Annotated in this window: 20 protein-coding genes; 10 read left to right on the plus strand and 10 right to left on the minus strand. The window is 35.4% G+C overall.

Annotated elements, in window-relative coordinates:
* Positions 1-193 precede the first annotated feature (193 nt).
* The 4 genes from QMD71_01465 to speB are packed head-to-tail and all read left to right on the plus strand — an operon-like array spanning position 194 to position 4884.
* Complete coding sequence (locus QMD71_01465) at positions 194-1387, plus strand: pyridoxal phosphate-dependent aminotransferase (GenBank protein MDI6839518.1); 1194 nt, start codon at positions 194-196, stop codon at positions 1385-1387.
* Positions 1388-1402: 15 nt separating this feature from the next.
* Positions 1403-2836 carry a cysteine--tRNA ligase gene (gene cysS / locus QMD71_01470; protein ID MDI6839519.1) on the plus strand — a complete coding sequence of 478 codons (1434 nt, stop codon included), beginning with the start codon at positions 1403-1405 and terminating at the stop codon, positions 2834-2836.
* A gap of 47 nt (positions 2837-2883) precedes the next feature.
* Entirely contained in the window at positions 2884-4020 is a 1137-nt protein-coding gene (locus tag QMD71_01475; protein MDI6839520.1) for an acyl-CoA dehydrogenase family protein, read from the plus strand.
* Between the two features lie 9 nt (positions 4021-4029).
* Complete coding sequence (gene speB, locus QMD71_01480; protein MDI6839521.1) at positions 4030-4884, plus strand: agmatinase; 855 nt, start codon at positions 4030-4032, stop codon at positions 4882-4884.
* 22 nt (positions 4885-4906) lie between these two features.
* On the opposite strand, the gene QMD71_01485 is transcribed toward speB, so the two are convergent.
* The 3 genes from QMD71_01485 to QMD71_01495 are packed head-to-tail and all read right to left on the minus strand — an operon-like array spanning position 4907 to position 7553.
* Positions 4907-5857 (minus strand): bifunctional riboflavin kinase/FAD synthetase, encoded by a 951-nt coding sequence (locus tag QMD71_01485; GenBank protein MDI6839522.1) that lies wholly within the window; start codon positions 5855-5857, stop codon positions 4907-4909.
* Positions 5854-6531: a tRNA pseudouridine(55) synthase TruB gene (gene truB, locus QMD71_01490; GenBank protein MDI6839523.1), complete on the minus strand. Its 678-nt coding sequence runs from the start codon at positions 6529-6531 to the stop codon at positions 5854-5856. Before truB ends, QMD71_01485 begins: the two co-directional genes overlap by 4 nt.
* Positions 6531-7553 (minus strand): PorV/PorQ family protein, encoded by a 1023-nt coding sequence (locus tag QMD71_01495; GenBank protein MDI6839524.1) that lies wholly within the window; start codon positions 7551-7553, stop codon positions 6531-6533. Before QMD71_01495 ends, truB begins: the two co-directional genes overlap by 1 nt.
* A 374-nt stretch (positions 7554-7927) precedes the next feature.
* Here QMD71_01495 and QMD71_01500 point away from each other — a divergent pair, with 374 nt between their 5' ends.
* The 5 genes from QMD71_01500 to QMD71_01520 all read left to right on the plus strand — a co-directional run bounded on the left by QMD71_01500 (position 7928) and on the right by QMD71_01520 (position 12034).
* Positions 7928-8056: a hypothetical protein gene (locus QMD71_01500; GenBank protein MDI6839525.1), complete on the plus strand. Its 129-nt coding sequence runs from the start codon at positions 7928-7930 to the stop codon at positions 8054-8056.
* Positions 8057-8566: 510 nt separating this feature from the next.
* A complete protein-coding gene (locus QMD71_01505) occupies positions 8567-9532 on the plus strand; it encodes a GNAT family N-acetyltransferase (GenBank protein MDI6839526.1) in 966 nt (321 codons plus the stop codon).
* A 4-nt stretch (positions 9533-9536) separates the two neighbouring features.
* A complete protein-coding gene (locus QMD71_01510) occupies positions 9537-9938 on the plus strand; it encodes a four helix bundle protein (GenBank protein ID MDI6839527.1) in 402 nt (133 codons plus the stop codon).
* Between the two features lie 66 nt (positions 9939-10004).
* Positions 10005-11072, plus strand: coding sequence for a glycosyltransferase (locus QMD71_01515; GenBank protein ID MDI6839528.1), 1068 nt, complete (start codon positions 10005-10007; stop codon positions 11070-11072).
* Positions 11069-12034 carry a glycosyltransferase gene (locus QMD71_01520; protein ID MDI6839529.1) on the plus strand — a complete coding sequence of 322 codons (966 nt, stop codon included), beginning with the start codon at positions 11069-11071 and terminating at the stop codon, positions 12032-12034. Before QMD71_01515 ends, QMD71_01520 begins: the two co-directional genes overlap by 4 nt.
* 109 nt (positions 12035-12143) lie before the next feature.
* Here the strand turns inward: QMD71_01520 and QMD71_01525 are convergent, their stop codons facing one another.
* From QMD71_01525 to QMD71_01545, 5 genes are read right to left on the minus strand one after another with little or no spacing between them, the layout of a single operon-like run.
* Positions 12144-13316, minus strand: a complete 1173-nt coding sequence (locus tag QMD71_01525) for a glycosyltransferase family 87 protein (protein MDI6839530.1) — start codon at positions 13314-13316, stop codon at positions 12144-12146.
* Between the two features lie 23 nt (positions 13317-13339).
* The gene (locus QMD71_01530; GenBank protein ID MDI6839531.1) at positions 13340-14560 is read right to left on the minus strand and encodes a flippase; all 1221 of its coding nucleotides are present in this window, start codon (positions 14558-14560) and stop codon (positions 13340-13342) included.
* Complete coding sequence (locus QMD71_01535) at positions 14557-15705, minus strand: glycosyltransferase family 4 protein (protein MDI6839532.1); 1149 nt, start codon at positions 15703-15705, stop codon at positions 14557-14559. The genes QMD71_01530 and QMD71_01535 overlap by 4 nt, the downstream gene beginning before the upstream one ends.
* A 30-nt stretch (positions 15706-15735) precedes the next feature.
* Positions 15736-17433, minus strand: a complete 1698-nt coding sequence (locus QMD71_01540; protein MDI6839533.1) for a glycosyltransferase family 39 protein — start codon at positions 17431-17433, stop codon at positions 15736-15738.
* Positions 17423-19465 (minus strand): T9SS type A sorting domain-containing protein, encoded by a 2043-nt coding sequence (locus tag QMD71_01545; protein MDI6839534.1) that lies wholly within the window; start codon positions 19463-19465, stop codon positions 17423-17425. The genes QMD71_01540 and QMD71_01545 overlap by 11 nt, the downstream gene beginning before the upstream one ends.
* 83 nt (positions 19466-19548) lie before the next feature.
* On the opposite strand from QMD71_01545, the gene QMD71_01550 reads away from it, so the two are divergent.
* Complete coding sequence (locus QMD71_01550) at positions 19549-20226, plus strand: protein-L-isoaspartate(D-aspartate) O-methyltransferase (GenBank protein ID MDI6839535.1); 678 nt, start codon at positions 19549-19551, stop codon at positions 20224-20226.
* A gap of 17 nt (positions 20227-20243) precedes the next feature.
* Here the strand turns inward: QMD71_01550 and QMD71_01555 are convergent, their stop codons facing one another.
* On the minus strand, positions 20244-21455 hold the full coding sequence (locus QMD71_01555) for a DUF2851 family protein (protein ID MDI6839536.1): 1212 nt from the start codon (positions 21453-21455) through the stop codon (positions 20244-20246).
* Between the two features lie 73 nt (positions 21456-21528).
* Positions 21529-22584, minus strand: coding sequence for a peptide chain release factor 2 (gene prfB, locus QMD71_01560; protein MDI6839537.1), 1056 nt, complete (start codon positions 22582-22584; stop codon positions 21529-21531).
* Between the last annotated feature and the right edge of the window lie 15 nt (positions 22585-22599).

Genomic DNA, 22599 nt, shown 5'->3' on the forward strand with positions numbered 1-22599 from the left:
GAATAAATATTTTTGGCACCTTTGATTTTCAACCTCTGACTTGGTTTTAGACAATTTTGACCTTGTCATTCTGAACGAAGTGAAGAATCTCATAAATTGGTGTCAATCAAGGTGTTGCAAGTTTTGTAAAGAGAATTATTCAACAAAGTAAAGAAATCTTGACAATCCCCAAAATAATGCTATTTTAGTAAAAATGGTTTCAAAAAGGTCAACTATTGTACCTGCTTCTCCTATAAGGAGACTGGTTCCTTACGCAGATGAGGCTAAGCGCAAGGGGATTAAGGTGTACTATCTAAACATTGGGCAACCAGATATACCGACTCCTGAGCCTTTTTGGGATGCTATTCGGTATTATAAAGAAAAAGTGCTTGCATACGGACCCTCTGACGGGTTACTATCCTTTAGAGAAACGGTGGCAGAATATTATCATAGTTTTGGTACTATGATTTCACGCGATAATGTGTTTGTGACTACAGGTGGCTCAGAGGCTATTTTATTTATTTACTTGATATTAGGTGATGTAGGCGACGAATTCTTAATCCCTGAGCCCTCTTACGCAAACTATATATCATTGGCAGCAGTAGCACAAGTAAACCTAATTCCTATACCTACAAGTATAGAGCAAGGCTTTCATTTACCAGCAGCTGATGAGATTGATAAACTTGTGACTCCGAGCACGTGTGGCATTATAATTTGTACACCAAATAATCCTACAGGTACAGTATATACAAAGGATGAACTCTTACAAGTTGTAAGAGTGGCTAATCGGCACAATATATTTATAATATCTGATGAGGTTTATCGTGAATTTCTGTTTAATGACGTAAAATGTACGAGTATCCTTAATATTCCTGAAGTAGATGAGCGTGCCATTGTTATAGACTCTATCTCAAAAAGGTTTAGTGCCTGTGGTGCAAGGATTGGTTGGGTAGTCACTAAGAATGAGGCTATCTTAAAATCTCTTATGCCTTATGGTATGTCACGTCTTTGTCCACCAACAATTGAGCAAATAGCAGCTATTCAATCGTTTAAAAAGATGCACGAATTTATACCTAATATGATTAATGAATACAAAAAGAGGCGTGATATTGTCTATGAAGAACTACAAAAGACCCAAGGTGTGACTGCAACTCTTCCAGAAGGTGCATTTTATATCACTTGTCGTCTCCCTGTAGATGATACAGAAGAATTCACTCGCTGGCTGCTAACTGAATTCAATGTGGATGGCAAGACAACAATGATTGCACCAGCAGATGGCTTTTATGTGACGCCGGGTAAAGGTAAAAATGAAGCCAGAATAGCTTATGTTCTTGAGGAGAAAGAGTTAAGAGACGCTCTATTCATTTTAAGGGAAGGACTTAAAACATATTGCAAAATTAAAAAATAAATAGATTTTATTGAGATGGGATTAAAGGTTTATAATACATTGACTCGTAAAAAAGTAGAGTTTATTCCTCTCTATCCTGGTCGTGTTAGAATATATGTATGCGGACCAACTGTTTACGACCATCCCCATATTGGACATGCAAAAAGTTACATATCATTTGATGTTATAGTTCGTTACTTGAGATGGCTTGGCTATAATGTGAAATATGTACAAAATATAACTGATGTCGGTCACTTACTTGATACTGGAGAAGACAGAATTATTGCTGGTGCTAAAAGAGAAAAACTTGACCCAATGGAGCTTGTAGAAAAATACACTCGCAGCTATTTTGAAGATATGGATGCATTAAATGTAGTGCGTCCAAATATTTCACCTCATGCTACTGCTCACATATCGGAACAAATTGAGCTTGTTGCCACTCTGATAAAAAAAGGTTATGCGTATGAGACGGGTGGCTCAGTATATTTTGACATAACAAAGTTTTCTGATTATGGTAAGTTATCCCGTCGTAAAATTGAGGACCAGGTTGCTGGTGCAAGAGTTGAAGTAAAAGCCGAAAAGAGGCATCCTTATGATTTTGCATTATGGATTCGTGCTACTCCGACTCACCTTATGCACTGGCAATCACCGTGGGGGATAGGCTACCCTGGCTGGCATATTGAGTGTTCTGCAATGGCAATGAAATATATTGGCGAGACTGTGGATATCCACGGTGGTGGGATAGAAAACATTTTTCCACATCATGAATGCGAGATTGCACAGTCAGAGGCAGCTACTGGTAAGCAATTTGTAAGGTACTGGCTACATAATAATATGGTGCTTGTCAATGGTGTAAAAATGAGTAAATCGCTTGGTAACTTTATTACAATTAAAGAAACACTTAAGAGATACTCGCCCGAGCAATTAAGATTCTTTATCTTAACTACTCATTATCGGTCTACATTAGATTTTAGTGAAACTGCTATTGAAGGGGCTGGCGAAGGATTGAAGAGTATTCATACCACTTTTAAGAGAGTAAATGAATTAGCTAAAACTGCACCGATTGGAAAACTTACTCCTGAAATAAATAAAACTCTCAAAGATTACAAGCAAAAGTTCATTGATGCAATGGATGACGATTTTAACACTCCACTTGCTATTTCGTCATTGTTTGACCTTTCCCGTGATATAAACAAGTACTTAGACCGTGAGACAGGTGTCAATAAGCAGTCACTTAATGCAATTTATGAAGTCTATAAGGAATTAGGAGATGAAATTCTTGGTATCCTGCCTTTTTCATTACAACCTGTAATTGAGGGTACCCCATTTATTGAACTACTTATTGAGATAAGAGAAAAACTACGCTCTATAAAACAGTGGGAATTAGCAGATGAAATTCGGTCTAAACTAAAGAAATTAGGTATCTCACTTGAAGATAAATTAGATAAAACAGATTGGAAGTTTGAATAATAAGGATAGGGCAACCACAAGGGTTGCCCCCTACATTTAATGGGGTAATGGATTACTTTATTTCTGCTGAACAGCGTGAGCTGAAAGAACTGGCAGCTAAAATTGCTAAAGAAAAGATACTACCTAAAAGAAAAGAGCTTGATGATAATGGTGAATTTCCTCGTTCTATTATGGAAGAACTTGCTAAATCTGATATGTTTAAGATATTTATTCCTAAAGAATATAACGGATTTGGTATGGGCACATTTGAGCTATGCCTTGTAGTTGAGGAGCTCTCCAAGGTATGTGCATCAGTAGCTACATCTTATGCAGCTACTGCACTTGCATCAACTCCAATAATACTTTTTGGTAATGAAGAGCAAAAGTCAAAATATCTGCCAAGAATAGCTCAAGGGACTCTTGCCTCCTTTGGGTTGACAGAATCAGGAGCTGGCTCAGATGCTGGTGCAGTGCAGACAAGAGCAGTAAAGGAACACGATGTGTATTCTATCAATGGGACAAAACAATGGATAACAAATGGGGGGGAGGCAGAGTTATATGTCATTTTTGCATCCACTAATCCGGAGCGTGGAGCAAGAGGATTATCTGCTTTTATTGTAGAAAAAGGTACACAGGGATTTTCGTTTGGCAAGCTTGAAGATAAGCTTGGTATAAAAGCATCTTGTACACGTGAGCTCATTTTTGAGGATTGTAAAATATCGAGTTCTAACCTTCTTGGTAAAGAGGGCCTTGGTTTTATAGTCGCAATGCGTACATTTGACCGTACTAGACCTGGAGTAGGTGCACTATCAGTTGGGATTGCACAAGGAGCAATTGATGAAGTTACAAACTATGTAAAAACTGCTAAGCAATTTAATAAACCAATAATAGCTTTTAAAGAAATCCAATTTATACTTGCTGAACTATCAACAAAAGTTGAAGCTGCAAGGTCACTTGTTTACTCCGTGGCAAGATATATAGATTCGGGAGCAAAAGATATTTCTAAATGGGCTGCAATGTCAAAACTATTTGCATCAGATGTAGCTGTTGAGGTGACTACAAATGTATTACAGATTTTTGGTAATTATGGCTGTACAAAGAGATACCCAATTGAAAAGATATTTCGTGATGCAAAAATAACACAAATCTATGAAGGTACAAATGAGATACAGAAACTTGTTATAGCATCAGCACTTGCAAAATAGTAGTATTTTATGTTTACAGAAAGCAATGTAGATTTTGAAGCTTCAAAGGTTGTTGTCCTGCCCATTCCTTACGAAAAAACAGTGACAGGTAGACGGGGTACACGATACGGCCCTCAAGCAATCTTGCAGGCATCGCAATGGCTTGAGCTATGGGATGAGGAGTTAAATTTTGAGCCATCTGAAATTGGTATTCATACACTCCCTGAGATTAAGCCTACAATAAATAATCCAGAGAAGATTGTGGAAGTGGTTTATAAAAAAGTTAACTCTTTGCTTGTCAAAAATAAATTCCCTGTTATACTTGGGGGTGAGCATTCTATATCTATAGGGGCTGTTAAAGCACTTAGTGAACATTACACAGAACTCTCCGTTGTTGCACTTGACGCACACGCCGACTTACGTGATGAATATGAGAACTCCAAATATTCTCACGCCTGTGTGGTAAGGAGGATTCAAGAAATAGCACAAACCATAGTCTCTGGTGTAAGAAGTTTATCAAAGGAGGAGGCAAAATATATTTCGGAATGTACCTCAGATATGCAGGCTGATGTTACTTCAAATAGAAGTAGAATAAGAGTTTTTAAAGACTTAAATACTGATAGTATTTCAGAACTTTCAACAAATGTTTATCTTAACATAGATCTTGATGTTCTTGATCCTGGAATTATGCCAAGTGTAGGGACTCCAGAACCTGGCGGATTTGGCTGGTATGAGATATTGGAATTTCTCAAGACTTTGATTAAATCAAAAAAGGTTATAGGTTTTGATGTAGTTGAACTATGTCCAATTCGTAATAACCAAGCACCAGACTATCTAGCTGCCAAGCTTGTTTATAAGATTTTAGGGTATACATTTCGTCCTTAGTCATTTGTTATTCATAACGAGTCTAAAGCCTCGAAATACATTTCTCATTAGTCAGTGGATTAGTTTTTCTTAATAGTTCTTTTATTTCTTTCTCATCTTTTTTAAGCTGATTTTTTAAGGCTTCAAGACTTTCAAAAGCACGATTCTCTCTTATATAGTTTATAAACTCAACTTTAACCTCTTGATGTAGCAAATTTTTATTAAAATTAAATATATGAACTTCAAGTCCAAGTTCAGATGAGTCATGAAATGTTGGCTTCTTCCCTATATTCATCATGCCGGATAGTCTATTCCCTTTATACCATACCCGTACAGCATATACTCCTTCTTTAGGGATAAGCTTTTTCATAGGAACTTTCAAATTAGCAGTAGGATAAGAAATAGACATCCCTATTTTCTTGCCAGGAATAACTTGCGATGAGATTGAATAAGGTCTCCCAAGTAATTCGTTTGCCTTACTCACTTCTCCATTTACAAGTGTATCCCTAACTCTTGTACTTGATATAGGAAAACCATCAACATATACAGGGGGAACTCGCTCAACCTCAAATCCAAATTTTGCCCCTATATGGACAAGAAGCTCAAAATCACCCTCTGCTCTATATCCAAAATGATGGTTATAACCTACCACAACTCTTTCTGGCTTTATATGGTCCACTATAAGCCAATGGACAAACTCTTTGGCACTCATGTTGGCGAGTCGCTTATCAAATTTTAAAATAAATAAATTATCTACCCCAAGTTCTCTTAAAATGGCTATTTTCTCACTTGTAGTTGTAAGAGTAAATAGGAGATTCCTATTCGAAATCACTTCCCTTGGATGAGGCTCAAATGTTACTATAAGGGAATGCCCATTTTTAATGACCTCTTTGACAACAGCTTGGTGACCAAGATGCAATCCATCAAAAGTGCCTATAGATACGGAATCAATTAGTATTTTTTTTAATTCTTTAATATTCTTAATTGTCTTCATCCTTCGTAAGAAATTAATAAACTCTCAAGCTCACTCCGGTTATGTATAGATTTGGGAGATACTGCCTGTGAGAGATTAAATTCACCTATTCTTGTGCGAGTGAGTGATTCAATACATGCACCACACCCAAGCTTATCTCCTAAATCTCTTGCAAGTGCCCTTATGTAAGTCCCTTTACCACACATAACTCTGACTTTTAACAATGGATAGGAGTAAGAAAGAAGCTCTATTTGGTTTATCCGTACTTTTCTTGGAGGTCTTTTTACTGTTTTTCCTTCTCTTGCCATTTTATATAATGGTTTACCATCCAATTTTAATGCAGAATACATTGGAGGTACCTGTAATATTTCGCCTACAAATTCTTGAAGCATTTTTCTTATTCTAATTTCTGAAATGTTTGATATGTAACTCTTACAAATAAGCTTGCCGCTTACATCGTCTGTAGTCCTTGTCTCACCAAGCTTAATAATGGCTTCATATTCTTTCTCCATATCCATTAGATAAGGAACAAGCTTAGTACTTTTCCCAAGACAAAGGATGAGGAGTCCACTTGCTGAAGGGTCAAGTGTACCTGTGTGACCGACTCTACGGAGGCCTAATATCTTTCTTATATATTTTACTACATCAAACGATGTCCAGTGAATTGGCTTATTAATAAGGAGTAGCCCATGCATCAGAAAGAGTAATCAAGTGAGAAGCGGTAATTGCTGGTAGGGAAGTCATAAAGTGCGGAGTCAACCCCTATATCAAAGCGTAGCCCTCTTATCTTCACTCCACCGCCATATGTTAGTCCCTCTCTTCTGCCTATTATGTCTGAAAAATGCCCTCCTCTCAAAGAGAATAAATTAGCCCATGTATACTCAATGCCAATCCCTTTCCATGTATCCTGATAGATATAGGTAAACCCTTTCTTAGGACTTTTTTGTGCTTCCCTTAAATCGTCTAAAATGCCAACAACAATCTTTGTCAGTTCTCCTGAGAGGGTTAATTTATTTGTAGATGTGTAGAGAGGGTGCCAAGCGAGTCCAAATCTTAGTGTCCATGGAAGTGGGTCTGATTTGCCTGTTTCCGTATACTTTATATTTGGACCCATATTTTGGAGAGATAAACCAAGTTGCAGATTTTTATTTGGTATATAAAGGGTAGAACCATCAAATGCCCATGAAGTGCCTGTTCCACCACCTCTTTGGTGCAAGACTATCCAAACTATATCAGCAGGTGCAAGGAAGCTATAGATAAATTTTGCCCCTATCCCTGCACTCAATTTTTCGTTCAATTTAGTCCCATAAGAAATTTTTATTGATGCATCCCATGTCGTCCAACGTCCCACTTCTTGGCCAGTCTCATCCATTCCGACAGTTTCCCCAGTAGTCAAATATATAATATGTCCACCGAGTACACCTGTTCCAGGAACTGGACGTGTAAATGTGATAAATTCGTAATACATCCCGGGATATAGACCTGGCAGCCAGTTTGCATGCATAAGAGCGATATCATTTTTATTTTGAAACCCCAATCCTGCATCATTATAATAAGTAGCTAATGCATCATCAGAGATAGCAGTAAATGCAGCTCCCATCCCATTAGGTCTAGCACCCGGATATATTATAAGAAAGATTGCACCTGCCTCAGAGGCTCCACCGTAAAGTTTTACAGTTAAAAGTAAGGTGAACAACATTAATAAGTATTTTTTCATTTCGTTTATATTATACGCTATAATTATTTTTTGTCAAGTCCTAAAATATTTTGTGAGAGGGAAGGTACATGGTATACAGGGGATTAGAGGATTAAAGTTTCCACAGGATCCGTATGGATATGAAAGAAGATTTAGTAAACGAGTTACACAAAATCGCAAATAAAAAGCTTGAGAAATCTCCAAAATTAACTTATATTTAGCTAAAGAAGATTTTTTAAGATGGTTTATTATGACATGATAAAAGGGGTATCAAAGTTTGATATAAGATTAAAGAAGAAGGTATGAAAAACAGGGATTGAGAGGTCTTGAGGAGCATTACAGGGCTCCGAAACACATTCAAATTATAGAGATATATAGAGAAATATTGGCCCCAAATGAAAAGATTACACCTTCCCAGATATGAATTTACTGCAAGAGATGTGAGAACCGGGGTGAGTGCCATACTTATGGGGAGACCAAAGATGGGACTAACGCCGCAATCTTTGCAAGCTATGAAAAAATAGAGACAGGAGACGAAAAACTCCAATAGAAATACTTGAGGAAACTGGAAGTAGGGTCTCCCCCAAGTTTTCAATTTACCTACAATTATTTTAGATAATTTTATTGACAATTTTATAGAGGATGGATACCATGTGGGGTCATCACACACCAATTGCATGCATGCCTAATTCATTTGCCGAGAGAATATCATTGAGAAGCCCAATCACTGGCTTGTTTTAAATTAATTAGTTTTTCATCTTTTCCTTGGAGTATCTCAAAGATTTGCTGTTTCCCTATTTTTTGGTTTTTCTCTAAATATGGAGTGCAACAACACCGCCGTTGTTCGCAGAATCCTGTGGACATGCAAAAACATAGTTTTTGCACAGATTATGAAATTTATACCATAAATTTTGGGGAAACTCCAGAAATTATGTCCTAAGTATAGGATTGAGATAGTGTATTAGGAGTATAAGACAACGGAATACGAGTTTTATATTGACAACCTTAGAAGAACATAATAAAATTATTCTTAAATGTTCGCAGAATCCTGTGGAGAAGTGTTAAGATTTAAAGAAAATGAAAGAAAGAAGTGGGAAGAGTTTGTTGAAACTTCAGAGAATGGAACTATCTTTCACTTGAGAAAATTCATTGATTACCACCCAAAAGGAAAATTTGTAGACCATAGTCTAATCTTTTCAAAAAAGGGTAATCCAATAGCTTTATTTCCAGCAGTTATTAAGGGAGATAAACTTATATCACACCCAGGGGCTTCTTATGGTGGATTTGTTATGAAAGAGGGAATTGGAATCAGAGAAAGCTCACAAATTGTTGAAACACTATTAAATTACAGCAAAAAACAAGGAATAAAAAGGATTGAAATTACACAGACACCGCTCATTTATTATAAATTACCATGTAATTATATAGATTTTGCACTTATGAAACAAGGCTTCAAATATAAGAAGAGAGAACTTACTGCAGTAGTTACCATAGAACACGAAAATACAATAATTTCTACTTTTAAACCTGAAGCCAGAACTGCAGTGAGAAAGGCAGAAAAATTAGAGGTGAAAGTGCATGAATCAACTGATTTTGTGACCTTTTATAAAATATTGAAAAAAAATCTGTCAATGAGACACGGAGTTACACCTACACATACTGTTTCAGAACTCAAACTTTTACATTCTATTTTTACGAAGCGTATAAAGCTGTTTAGCGCATTCATTGGACAAAAAATGATAGCAGGGATTGTGATTTTTATCGCTAATCAAAGAGTTATGCTTGCTTTTTACATCAGCCATATTGAAGATTGCCAACAATATAGACCAGTTAATATTTTGATTTATAAGTTGTTAGAATGGGGTAAAACAAATAAATATAAATACTTAGACCTCGGAACCTTTACATTAAATATGGAACCAGACTGGGGACTGGGAAAGTTTAAAGAAAATTTCAGAGCCAGAGGCATTTTCAGAGATACATTTTATATAAATTTATAGTAAAATGAGAAATTCTAAATCCGAAATCCTAAATTCTAAACAAATTCCCAAAATACAAGGTGCGAAACAATACAATTTAGAGGAAAGGACTTTAAAATTTGCCAAGAGAGTGATTGCATTTATTGCAGATGTTCCAAGAACTATAGCTAATACAGAAATAATAAAACAACTTGTTAGAGCTTCCAGTTCTGTTGGTGCAAATTATATTGAGGCAAACGAGTCTTTGAGTAAAAAAGATTTTGTGATGAGAATCAAGATTTGTCGTAAAGAATCTAAAGAAAGTATTTACTGGCTAAAACTTATTGAGATACGAGGACAAGAGATAGAAATGGAAAAGGAATTACTGATCCGGGAGGGAATTGAACTTATGAAGATATTCGGCTCAATAGTTGAGAAGACAAAATAAGTTTTGAATATTTGAATTTAGAATTTGTTTAGGATTTAGTACTTAGAATTTAGGATTTTTATAAGCATGGGACTTCGTATCTTGCACATAGCACCGTTTAACTTCTCAGGCGTCCCTATCGAACTTGTAAAAGCAGAGAGAAAATTAGGGCATTACTCAAGACTTATTACATTAGGAAAGGATACAAGAAACTATGAAGAAGATATTTGCTTGAACCTGCCATGGCTTGATAATCCTATACTTAGGAAAATAAAGGAAATAGTACAACCTAAAGAAAGAAGAGAAGAGCGTAACATTATAAAAATACCAAAGGAGTTACCACCTAAATGGAAACCAGGAAATGTTGAGATATTTCTATTTAACTTACGAGATTTATTGTGGAAGAAAAAAGTAAATAAAGTCATAAAAAAGAGTGATTTTTGGGGATTCGATATTTACCAACTTGATGGCGGAATTGAATTCTCACGAAATGGTAAATTTATGAAAAAAGCCAAAGCACTTGGCAAGAAAATAGTATGCTGTTACCTTGGGATTGACATGAGAATTACTGGGGTGATACCTGAGATAGACAAGTTGAGCGACCTAAATGTAACATTTGAATTTGACCACCTTAAACTTTATCCGGGAATACATTTTCTACTATACCCGTTTGATGCAAGTGAATTTAGACAAAGAGAAAAGGAGAATGAGATTTTGAGAATTTGTCATGCCCCTACTGTGCGAAAAACGAAAGGAACAGATAAAATTATAAAATGTATAAAAGGACTGGAAAAATTATATCCGTGTGAATTAGTGCTTATTGAAGGAGTGACACATGAAGAAGCTGTAAAAATAAAGTATACTTGTGATATATTAGTTGACCAGCTCGGTGAACTGGGGTATGGGATAAATTCATTAGAAAGCTTGGCTATGGGAATACCTACTTGTGTTGAACTTACACCAGAGCTTGAAAATGAGATTGGGGAACATCCTTTTATAAAAGTAAATGAAGAAAATCTTGGAGAGAAGCTAATACAACTGATTAACAATAAAGAATTAAGACAAGAAAAGGCTAAAAAAGGAAGAGAGTGGGTAGTAAAGCACCATAATCCTATAAAAATTGTAAAAGAGATTCATAATCTATTAGGAATTTGAAAGCAAGCATTATAATTCCTACCCATAATAGGGTTAATTCATTAAAAAAACTACTCTATGCTTTATCCAAACAAAATTATCCAAAAGAAGAGTTTGAAGTCATTGTGATTGATAACGGCTCAACTGATGAGACATATGAGTTTTTGTCCCAATTTATCGGGATTAATCCAGAGTTAAATCTTAAAATCATAAGATACTCAGTAAACCAGGGAGCCGCTAAAGCACACAATGATGGAATTAAAATAGCAAAAGGTGAAATAATTATATTGTTAGACGATGACTTATTACCTATACCATCTTTCCTTAGAGCACATATTGAATGCCATACACAAGAACACTATGTCGGTATAGGGAATAGAAAATATATAGAATCAAAACAACAGAAGTGGCTGGCAAGATACTTGTCAACTAGGGGTGTGCATAAACTTATAAATAAAGAAAATATACCATTCAAATGCTTATGGACAGGTAATACTTCTTTTAGAAAGGAAGACATTATGAAAGTCGGATTATTTGATGAACAATTTAAAGGTATTATGGGAGGAGAGGACTTGGAATTAGGGTATAGATTGGAAAAGGAGAGGATGAAATTTAGATATGTCAAAGAAGCAATCACTTATCATCCACTGTGTGAATTAGATGAAATTTTAGAAAAACAGAGAAGATTCGGTAAAGACGTTGTTCCGCTCCTATTAAATAAGGACCCTATATTTTATAAGCTTTTAAAAATAAATGTCGTAGAGAACCCAAATTTATTAGTAAAAATAGCTATATCACAAATTTTTTATAAGATTATAAGAAACACAATTTACTTTCTAAATAAGATTTATATACCTCCAATTATTTTCGATTACCTCATTTATTACAATAGAATCTACGGATTTAAAGAATCAAAGTTTGACGATGCCCCAAAGCTTCGTGATGAAATCCCGATTTATCGGAAATTAGGTCAGTTCTCCTGAACTGACAAATAGGATTTGGTCGGAACTGATAAACAAGATGGGTTTAACATCACCACGAAAGTTTGGGACAAACTCCAAAGTTCACATCCTTACCGATAGAGGAATAGAGTCACTTTTTAAAGGTAATCACCCACCATTTGAGAAAACAAAGCCAGGTCAAAAAACCAAAAAGGAGTGTCATACTAAATAATGATTTGAATGCAATATCTGATAATGCAATTGGTTTAACAAAGGGAACTCCATAATGGCCTCTAAAACGGATGTCCCAAACATTAGTATGAAGACTACCAATAAGCACAAATAATATAGAAAACCACCAGAGAGACTTGACTTCTCTGTATTTTCTCATTGCCAAAAATGGAAAAAGCCATATCATATAATAAGGAGCTACTTTTACTTGTGTTACATAAAAAGTAACATAAGAAAAAATAATTGAAAAGGAAAGATTTGATTTGGTAAACACTCGATGCCAAACGAAAGGTATCGCAATAATTAGAAAATATTTACTATATAGAAAAAAGAAGGTCATTACTTTCTTTAACCATAAAGGATTACCAAAGATATTCTTGAGCACAGTTAAAACAGCGTAATAGCCCCACCAGTGAAAATAGCCTGAGTAAGAAAAGATGAACCTAATATTTATAGGATATTTTATTCTATAAATAAAGATGGAAATTATGGTCGGCAATACTGTTAACACAGTAAAGCTTAGCCAATGTTTCTTCTTTATTTTTGACAAGAAAGCTGGAATTAATATAAGAGGATAAATTTTAAGAGCAATCCCTATTCCCAGACATAATCCTGAGAGCCACACATTGCAAAACCTGTTAGTGAAATAAACCAAATACCAAGATAGAAAAACGAAAAGTATAATTACAGAATCCAGTTGACCCCATATAGTAGATGTGATTATAAGAATTGGATTCAATACTACTCCACAGAGTGCGATTTTCATAGCTTTTTTGCCTAGCCTTGACATTGCATCATATACCGCTAAAGAGAGCAATACATCAGAGATTATTCCGGGAAGCTTAACCATAACAAAATGAGGAACTCTTATCAGTGAGCTAAGTTTACACATAAAGTAGCAAATATAAGCCCAGAGAGGAGTAAAGTGATAGAATTCCTCAGTATAAATATTAATGTTGCTTCCAATATCCTTTGCCAGAGTTAGCCAGTCTCTGATGTCTTCAGTCCCATAGATAAATGAAGCAGGTATAATTCTTACGAGAAAGCAAGTAACTACTAAAAATAATAGCGTTTTTACACGCTTATTACTCATTTTGTTCAGTCTATCTCAATGATTTATTGCCTGAAACGCTTTTTATAAAATAGTATTACTATTCCTAAGGAGACAGACTCAGATAAAAATGTAGCTATACTTGCACCTTCAAGACTGAACTTTGGAATTAACAGAAAGTTTAACCCCATATTTAAGATTGCTACACATGCTGTATTAATAAGGATGTCTTTTTCAAACTTAGTTGCTAGTAATGGAGTGCTAAAAACATTGTTTATAAGAATTATGCCCAATGTTATTACAAGTATTCTGAACACAAATACTGCTCTCAAATACTCAGTCCCAAACAAAAGCAAAATAATATGCTTAGCAAAGATTGTACCTACTGCTATCACAAGACACACCAGAATGACCTGATTACGGCAATAATGGCTACAGACAGATTCAAATCTATCTTTATCATTATATGTATCAGATAACACTGGAAAAGTCGCATAAGTGAGCCAAAGTGATAACCCAAGTACACCAAGCACGACTTGATAAGCAGCGTTATACCAGCCAACTACAGCAGACCCTTTCATAAAGCCAAGCATTAATGTATCCATATTATAATATACTTGGCTCAACATATTAGAAGCTCCTATCGGGATAGCAGAGTGCAGGAACTTTCTCAAAAAAGCCACTCCTACACATAATTTTGGGACTCCAAATTGTGAATTAAAGATTAGCATTAGGAAAATAGTAGCTGCTATCCCTCCTATAACCCAGAACCATGGAATGAGTGAGAAATTCAGCCCCTTTTTTATTATAGATATTACAAGTATAAAATAAATTATATGGCTCAAAATTCGTGATACAGCTATGTATTTCATATCCTCTATCCCTTGGAAAACCCATTCTAACAACAGTGAAAAAGGAAATAGATAGAAGCCGTAAGAAATGATGAGTATTTTTATCTCATAAGTTTTAGGGATAAATATAGATAGTAAAACAAGCAAAAAAAATGATAAACAAGAGAGAACAAATCTTAAGCCTAAAATATTATTTACATAGTGTTGAAGATTGTTTTTATTCTTTGCTAACTCACGAGCACCTGCTGTTGTAACTCCTAAATCAGCAAGTAAAAGGAAGTAAGCTAAAATAGCTTGAGCAAATGACAGTTTGCCAAAGTTAATTGCTCCAAGTACTCTTGCCAGATATATAAGTACAACGAAACTTAAACCCTTACCTACAATATCTGCACCCAAAAGAACTATAAAGTTTTTCTCTATTTTATACTTTATCATTCAAGCAGTTGTTTATATAGCTTAACAAGTTTATCCTCACAGATAGACCAGTTATATTTCTTTTCAATCATAGACCTGCCATTTTTACCGTCTATACTTATTCTTTCAGGATTTTTGAAATAAAATTCTATTGCTTTAGCTATAGCTTCTACATCTGTCGGGTCTACACAGATACCACAGGTAGCAGATTCTACAATAGACTGAATTAGCTCAAAATTACTTGCAATTACAGGCTTGCCACTAGCCATATACTCATAAAGCTTTATAGGAATAGCCTGGGTATACATGATATGCACAGGCTGCCATAACACAAAACATATATCTACATCTTTTAGCCTGCTTGAGACCTCAGGATGAGGAACAAAGCCCGGTAGCTGTAAATCTATAAACTCTCTATTATTTTCACAGAATTTCTTAAGTTTTTTTCTTTCTCTTTTTGAACTAAAATTACCAAGAAGAAGCAAGGTAGATTTCACACTATTCCTCTTTGAGAAAATAACTGCAGATTCAGCTAACTTATTAATCCCCCTTGCAAAGGATAAACCACCAGCGTACCCAAGTACAAAGTTTGAAGGAACAAATCTTTTATGAGAAATTGTAAAAAGGGCTAATGGAGGATATTCTGGTATCAGTGCAGTCTTGTTATAACCAGCGTATTCTACATACCTCTCTCTTTTACCTTCATGGGTTATAATTAAGTCGGCTCGCTGATTTAATTTTTTATCCAAATACTTACGAAGCTTCATCTCTAATGGAGTCAATATAGGATAATTCTTGCATAGATAAGTTTCAGGATACCAGTCAAAAACTTCGTTTACCAAAATAGGTTTAGTTTGGCGAATTAATTTTAATATCCAGCAGATAAAAAGAACATTGAAGGTACAACAGTGATATATATTTGCTTGTTCTTTTAAACAGAGCCAAAATAAACGAAAATATTCGAGAGGTTTACATATCTTTAATCTGAGGAGTAAATCGTGAATTTTGAATCCCTTTATATTTATTCCTTCTACTTGGCTATTATAATTCAGTGTTGAACATATTATTGTTACATCATAACCTGCATTTTTAAGACTCCTTGCCTCTTTATAAAATACTCTGTCATCAAAAGGAGAATGAGACGAAGTGACCAAACATACTTTCATTATAGAATTACAAACAATGTAGACTAATCTCTATAGTTGGTAATCTATGATATGCCACTTTTTACCATCTTCTAAATATTCAAATATATAAGTCTTTCTATGTGGATATAGAATTTTTAATTTGTAATTCTTTTTATTTCCCAAGTCTTTTGCATATATAATGTCACCATCTTCAATATTTACTGTATTCCTGAAACTTACTGAGTTATAATTGTGCATGTTAATAATACCTATCCTATCGTCGTCTGTCACTATATCTCTGATAAATATTATTGCATTATGGATGTTATGCTTACGTACCTCGTTATAGCAACGATTGTTTGAGCCCCATAATTCAAAGACTTTTGTGGCTTGTGGCAGATAGGCAAATACAGAGATTAGAAATAATAAAGTAATAAGTGGCCTAATATTATGATTCATAGAGTCTATTTTACTTGCCGTGATTATCACAAGTAGGGGGACGATTTCGTGATAATAATGCGTCCCTATTGGTGAAGCTCCATGAAACCAGTACAGACTCATAAATATTACAGCACACCCAATTATACCTAATATAAGCTTGTCAAAATGAAGCCTCGGACGCCATAAGAATACAAAAATAAGTGAGAGTAGTGGCCAGCCAAATAGGTGTTGCGATAATACGAAGCAATTATAAAGTAAATTTATTAGCGCTTTCAGTGGTGTATGGCCAGGTATATTAAAAGTGGGTTCACCAATACCAATTCCAAAACCTACTGCATTTAGGGTTGGTATTTCTGCTAGAGAATAGCCATAATGTAATACATTACCTGTTAATATTAGATTATCGTATAATTGCAAAATCAACAGAGGGATAAAGCCAATGATAAATAAAATAGTAGTACCACTGTGTAAATTACCTTTATGCTTGGTTATTGTTAAGAATAAGAATATAATTATTGATAAGAAAAATGCAAGCGGAAGGGCTGGTCTTGATAAAAAAGCTACCCCTAAACTTAAGCCCCCAAATAGTGAAAACAATGAATTATGCGTCTTTATTAGCTTTACGATTAGAAATAGTGTAAGTAACGAGAAGAAAGTACTGGAATTTTGACTTAAATGGGAAGCTGAAAAAAACAAAAAAATAGGTGAAAGCATCATAAATATAGCTCCTGTACGAGCAGTAAGTGGACTAAACAAATCTTTAAGTAAAAAATATAAAATTATGAGCAACCCACTGCCCATCAAAGGACAAATTAGCCAAGTCGCATGAATAAGAAAGCCTATAAGTAATATTATTGAGTGACCCGGAGCCGTCATACTGAATCTTCTGCCCTGATTATTCACCATGCCATCATCAAAGAACTCGGGATAAGGAGGAGAAGGTGCCCACCTTTTTCCTGTTAGGAAAATTTTTGCTTGATTATATGCGGCAACATCGTCGGTTTGTGGGATATGGTCATAGTATTTATACGAGATGAAACTTGTAGCACATAGTGACAGTAGCCAAAGAGATAAGAGAAAATGGGGTTCTTTTAATCTGGTGATGTAGCTCGCATAGTCCAATAGATTTCGTAGCGGAACAATAAAGTAAAGAAAAGTAACTATGGGTAATAAGAGGATAGTGTGCCGAAGCTGACCAATGTAATGGCTGATTACTATGTGATTAAGAAATGAGAATCTATTTAACAAAAAAGGGATAATAGAGTATATGATAATAGAAATACAGGCTACAGATATTATAATTGGTATACCCTTTTTATCTAACAACTGCAATTTTACCTACCTTCTTAACACCGTCTTTTGTATAAGCTACAAATATATAAATACCACTTGCTACAAACTCATTATCAAGATTCCTGCCATCCCAAGTTGCAAAGGAACTTTTAATGTTTTCTATACTTTTTACAAACCTGCCTGAGAGAGTGTATATGTTTATCTTGCCACCCTTAATATCAAGAGCAGAAAACTCTATCTCTCTATACTTAGATAGCACAAATGGATTTGGATAAGCAATAAGATGTGAAAATGGAGGAGGAGTTATTCCTGTAGCAAACCGTGAAAGACCGTAATCTGTACTGACCCATAAAATGCCATAATATTTGTCAAATTCTACAGATTTACAGTTCTCGCTCACAAGCCCATGTTCTTTACCGTATTCATCAAATGTGCCAGCAGAATTTAATTTCTTAATACCTGCACCATCTATAGGAAACCAGATTCCACCCCTACTCTCTATTGTCATATCCCATACTACCCCACCCATATCAGCTGATGTATAGGAGCTAATAATTTTCTTATCCTTAATTCTGTAAACTCCACCTACTGTGCCTACCCAGATTTCACCTTTCTTATCAATGTTAATAAATGTAACACTTTCTATTGGAAGGCCAGGAATACGATAAAAGCCACCATCTTTTAGGAATATTGTTAGACCACTCTTATCAGTGCCTACCCATAAGTTTTTATCCAAATCAAATGATAAGGCTGTGATTTCAGAGGTATATTCGTTAGAGATAGTGATATCTACTGAATCATTTCTTATCCTCCGTATATATCCATCCCAGCACCCTACCCATAAATTATCAGCCCAATCTATACAAGCTCCACCAATGACATTTGCATATCCGCCACCATCAAGCCTGAATTTGACTATGGAATCGTTGGGTAATACTTTTACTATACCAAGTGTATTAGTCCAGTCCCAAGTTAATATCCACTTGTTGTTCTTACCATCTACTATTACTTTATATGGACCACCATCACCAAATCCCCAATCATTATTCTTATTGTATATCTTCCAACGCCAATTACTCCCAGCATAATAAAGTCTACTAATCTTATGGTCTGGATGATGAGTGCACCATATATTTGCATCTAAGTCTAATGCTATTCCAGAAAAATAATTTGATGCCGGACCATCTGGAATATAGCTATGTAAATCACCATCATATTTTGCTATCCCCTCCCCCCATGTCCCAACCCAGAGTGACGAATCAAACACAATAGACCTTGAATCAATAGATAATATATTTATCCACTCTACTCCACTCCACTTAAATACACCATAAGAAGTTGCAGCCCATAAACTCGTATCAGTTGAACAAAACTCGTAGACATGAAGAGTTGTGTCAACTACTTCCCAGCCTATAGGGGTGAGCTTTGCTATCCCTTTTGGTGTGCCAGCCCAATAACAGTCGCCCCAAGAAGTAATTGCTGTGACCGTATCGTTTGGTAATCCGTTGCTTGTATTATAAACTGTCCAGATTGTATCTCTTTTGCTTACTACTCCAATCCCTTTATTAGTGGCAAACCAGATTGAGTCACCTATTACTTCTATATCGTTAACTTCATTTGTAGGTTTAATTTCTTTTAGAGTAGATTTGCCTTCCTCAAATGGATCTCCCATTGTATCATATATCCAGACTTTTTTATCGTCGCTTGTCCCAACCCAAACTGTGTCACCATCTATAAATATAGACGAAAAACTATAACTCGATAAGCCATCAAGATAAATAAATTTTCTTACTCTCGTCATATCAGGAGACATCAAAGTAATACCACCATCTACACAGAGGAACCAGAGGTTTCCATGTAAATCTAACGAGACACGAGCTACATTATTGCTTAAAAGACCGGCTACATTCGTAATGTGAGTGAAACTGGCGTCTTCTTTATCAAAGATTAAACCACCACCTGTAGTAGCAGCATAGATTTTATCACCATTAGAGACTATATCATTGACTTCACTTGAATTCAGAAAACTTGTCCATTGGGATATGATAAATAGAATGATTAACATTGCCCAAATTGTAGCCTGTACCACATTAAAAGTCAAATATTTTTAATTGACAACCTTTAAATATATGATATCTTAATAATATAATGAACATATTGCTAATTTTTACTATTTTGGCAGGAACAAGTCTTAATTATCAAACTCTTAAGAAACAAATGGTAGAAGAACAAATCGTTGCCCGTGGAATTGAAGATACGCTTGTCTTAAAAGCTATGTTACATGTAGAAAGACATAAGTTTGTGCCAGAAAAATACAAAAAGCTTGCTTACACAGATAGACCGTTACCAATTGGATATGAACAGACTATATCTCAGCCCTATATTGTTGCGTTGATGACTTCGCTGTTAAATTTAAGTGGTAATGAAAAAGTGTTAGAAATAGGAACTGGAAGCGGCTACCAAGCTGCAATACTTGCAGAGATTGTATCTAAAGTCTATACAATAGAGATACTTAAACCTTTAGCAGAGAGTGCAGAGGTGCGATTGAATGGGATGGGATACAAGAACATATATGTTAAATGCGGCGACGGCTACAAAGGATGGCCAGAATATGCACCATTTGATGCTATAATAGTTACTTGCGCACCTGAACAGATTCCTCAACCTCTGATAGAGCAACTAAAAATTGGCGGTAAAATGGTAATCCCGGTAGGCAAACTTTATCAGGAACTCATCCTTATAACACGAACAGAAGACGGAATAAAGAAAGAACCTATCATCCCTGTCAGATTTGTCCCAATGCAAAGAGAAGCACAACAGGAGTGACTCAATAGCTCAACGGCTCAACAACTTTTTATAGGACAGTTGTTACATTGCTCAACACTACAATAGTGCTTGAAAATGTGAATCATGCCCTGAGAATAAACTTCCTTATCTAACTTCCGCTTTAGTAATAACTTCTTACTCATTAACTTTGTAATATTATTTTCTGGTAAAGGTCTGTACTCTCTATAGATTTGGAGAATTTCATCCCTATTTTCTTTATTTAGAACGGATATTACAGGAAGACATACATTTAGAATTATTATTCGGGCACAAGATTTACTAATCCTACTATTTTGGGAAAGTTTAGCTTCAATCTTTAATAAATTAGGAAAAGCGCTTATTAAGAAATTACATATACCCTCTTGAAGCACAGCGGCTAAAAAATAGCTTATCCCTTCTATTCTTCTTATAGGAAAATTAGGTGGCCTAACCTTGAAAAACTGCCACTCATCATCTATCATAGTTTCTATGAAATTATGTTTAATTTTATCCCACGCATCTCGGAACTTGTAGGGAAGTAAACCAGCTACTCCAAGTAAACTAACTTTTAATATTTTGACACGCTCTTTTTTCGGCTTTCCAGTTACTAAAGATATCAATTTCTCTATTGGTGCAAGTTTAGCAAGCCTTACGAAAGGTGGCTCATTCTTTACATAACCTAATGACTCCATTATCCCTATGTAAGTAGATTGATCAGGACCATAAGCTTTTATCAATTCATTAAATCTACATTCCCTTTCACTAAACCTCTTAATACCCCCCATTTCAAGAATATTTACCAGCATCTTAAATTTAGGTCTATAATTGCAAACAGCTTTTCTTTTACTTCCCATTTCTTTATTATACCTCTTTAGAAACCCAGAAAAATTAGTTCTAGTCAATTTTGAGATGTCCAGAGTTTCAACTGTAACCCCATCTTTGGTAATAGTTTTTTGTGTATTAGCATGAGCTACTACATGAAGTATTACATTATTATACTTTGGGTCAGTGTCATGTCCATGGTCAAACCAGTTGCTACTTGAAAGATGTAATTCAACATCGCCTGTCATCACTTTATTATTAAATTTGATAATAGCATGCTTAAAATCCGGACCATCTTCTTGATTTAAAGTGCCAACCGAAATAATCTTGATTGGTTTTTTACTTTCAGTTTTGAGCCCACTTTTTAACAACTGATGCTGCCAGAGCCAGCGAATAAAGGATTCAGTCAGCTCTTTCCTTTTTGCCATTCGGCATACCTGATTACACAGAAATAGGTGAAACTCCCAGCCTCACAGCAAGACTCTGGGTAATCAGCGTTCATTATTTCTTTTTTAATAGCCATGCTCTTACAAAATCATCAAGATTTCCATCCATTACTTCCTGAACACGGGTAGTCTCAACCTCAGTGCGATGGTCTTTTACAAGAGTATAAGGACAAAAGATATAGGAACGAATTTCTCTTGCCCAGCCTATTTCTTGTTTCTCTTTTGTAAATTTTTCAAGCTTTTTCTTTTCATTTTCAAGCTTTAACTGGTAAATTCTTGACCTCAGCACTTTAAGTGCATTTTGCTTGTTCTGGTATTGAGAACGCTCGGATTGACAAGTTACAACTATTCCAGTAGGTAAATGAGATATCCTGACAGCACTTGATACCTTGTTTACATGTTGCCCTCCATGACCTGACGCCCGAAATGTGTCAATTTTTAAGTCTTTTTCATTTAGTTCTACACTTATTTCATCCTCTATAAGGGGGCAAACAAAACAAGATGCAAAAGAGGTATGCCTGCGATGTGAGGCATCAAATGGAGAAATGCGAACTAAGCGGTGAACACCAGACTCACTCTTTAGCCAGCCGTAAGCATATTTGCCACTGACTTCAATTGTGGCATCCTTTAAACCGGCAACATCACCCGGTTCATATTGAAGGATATTTAACTTGAATTTCTTACTTTCAAGCCATCTCATATACATTCTAAACAACATTAATGCCCAATCACAAGATTCAGTGCCACCTGCACCAGGATGAATTGAAAGAAGAGCGTCACGATTGTCATCTTCAGAGGTGAAAACAAATTTTAGCTCAGTCGACGTGATTTTCTCTTCTAATTTATTGACCTCATGAACTACATCCTCACCAAGTTCAGCAAGTTCTTTTAAATCTTGGAACTCTTTTTGAATTTGGTCAAACTCTTTTACAAGCTCACGATGAGATGAAAGTTCCTCAGTTAGCTTTTTAGCTCTATGTTTATCAGACCAGAAACCAGGGGTGGTGAGTTCAGCATTTATTTTATCTATCTCTTTTCTATGTTTCTCTATTTCAAGAAAACTGTGTAATTCTGAAATCCTTTCAGTAAGCTCTTTCATTTCCATAATCATTACCCTGTCATTCTG

The sequence above is a fragment of the bacterium genome, assembly GCA_030018315.1.
Lineage (GTDB): Bacteria > Hydrothermota > UBA3073 > JACQXS01 > JAGMCI01 > JASEGA01.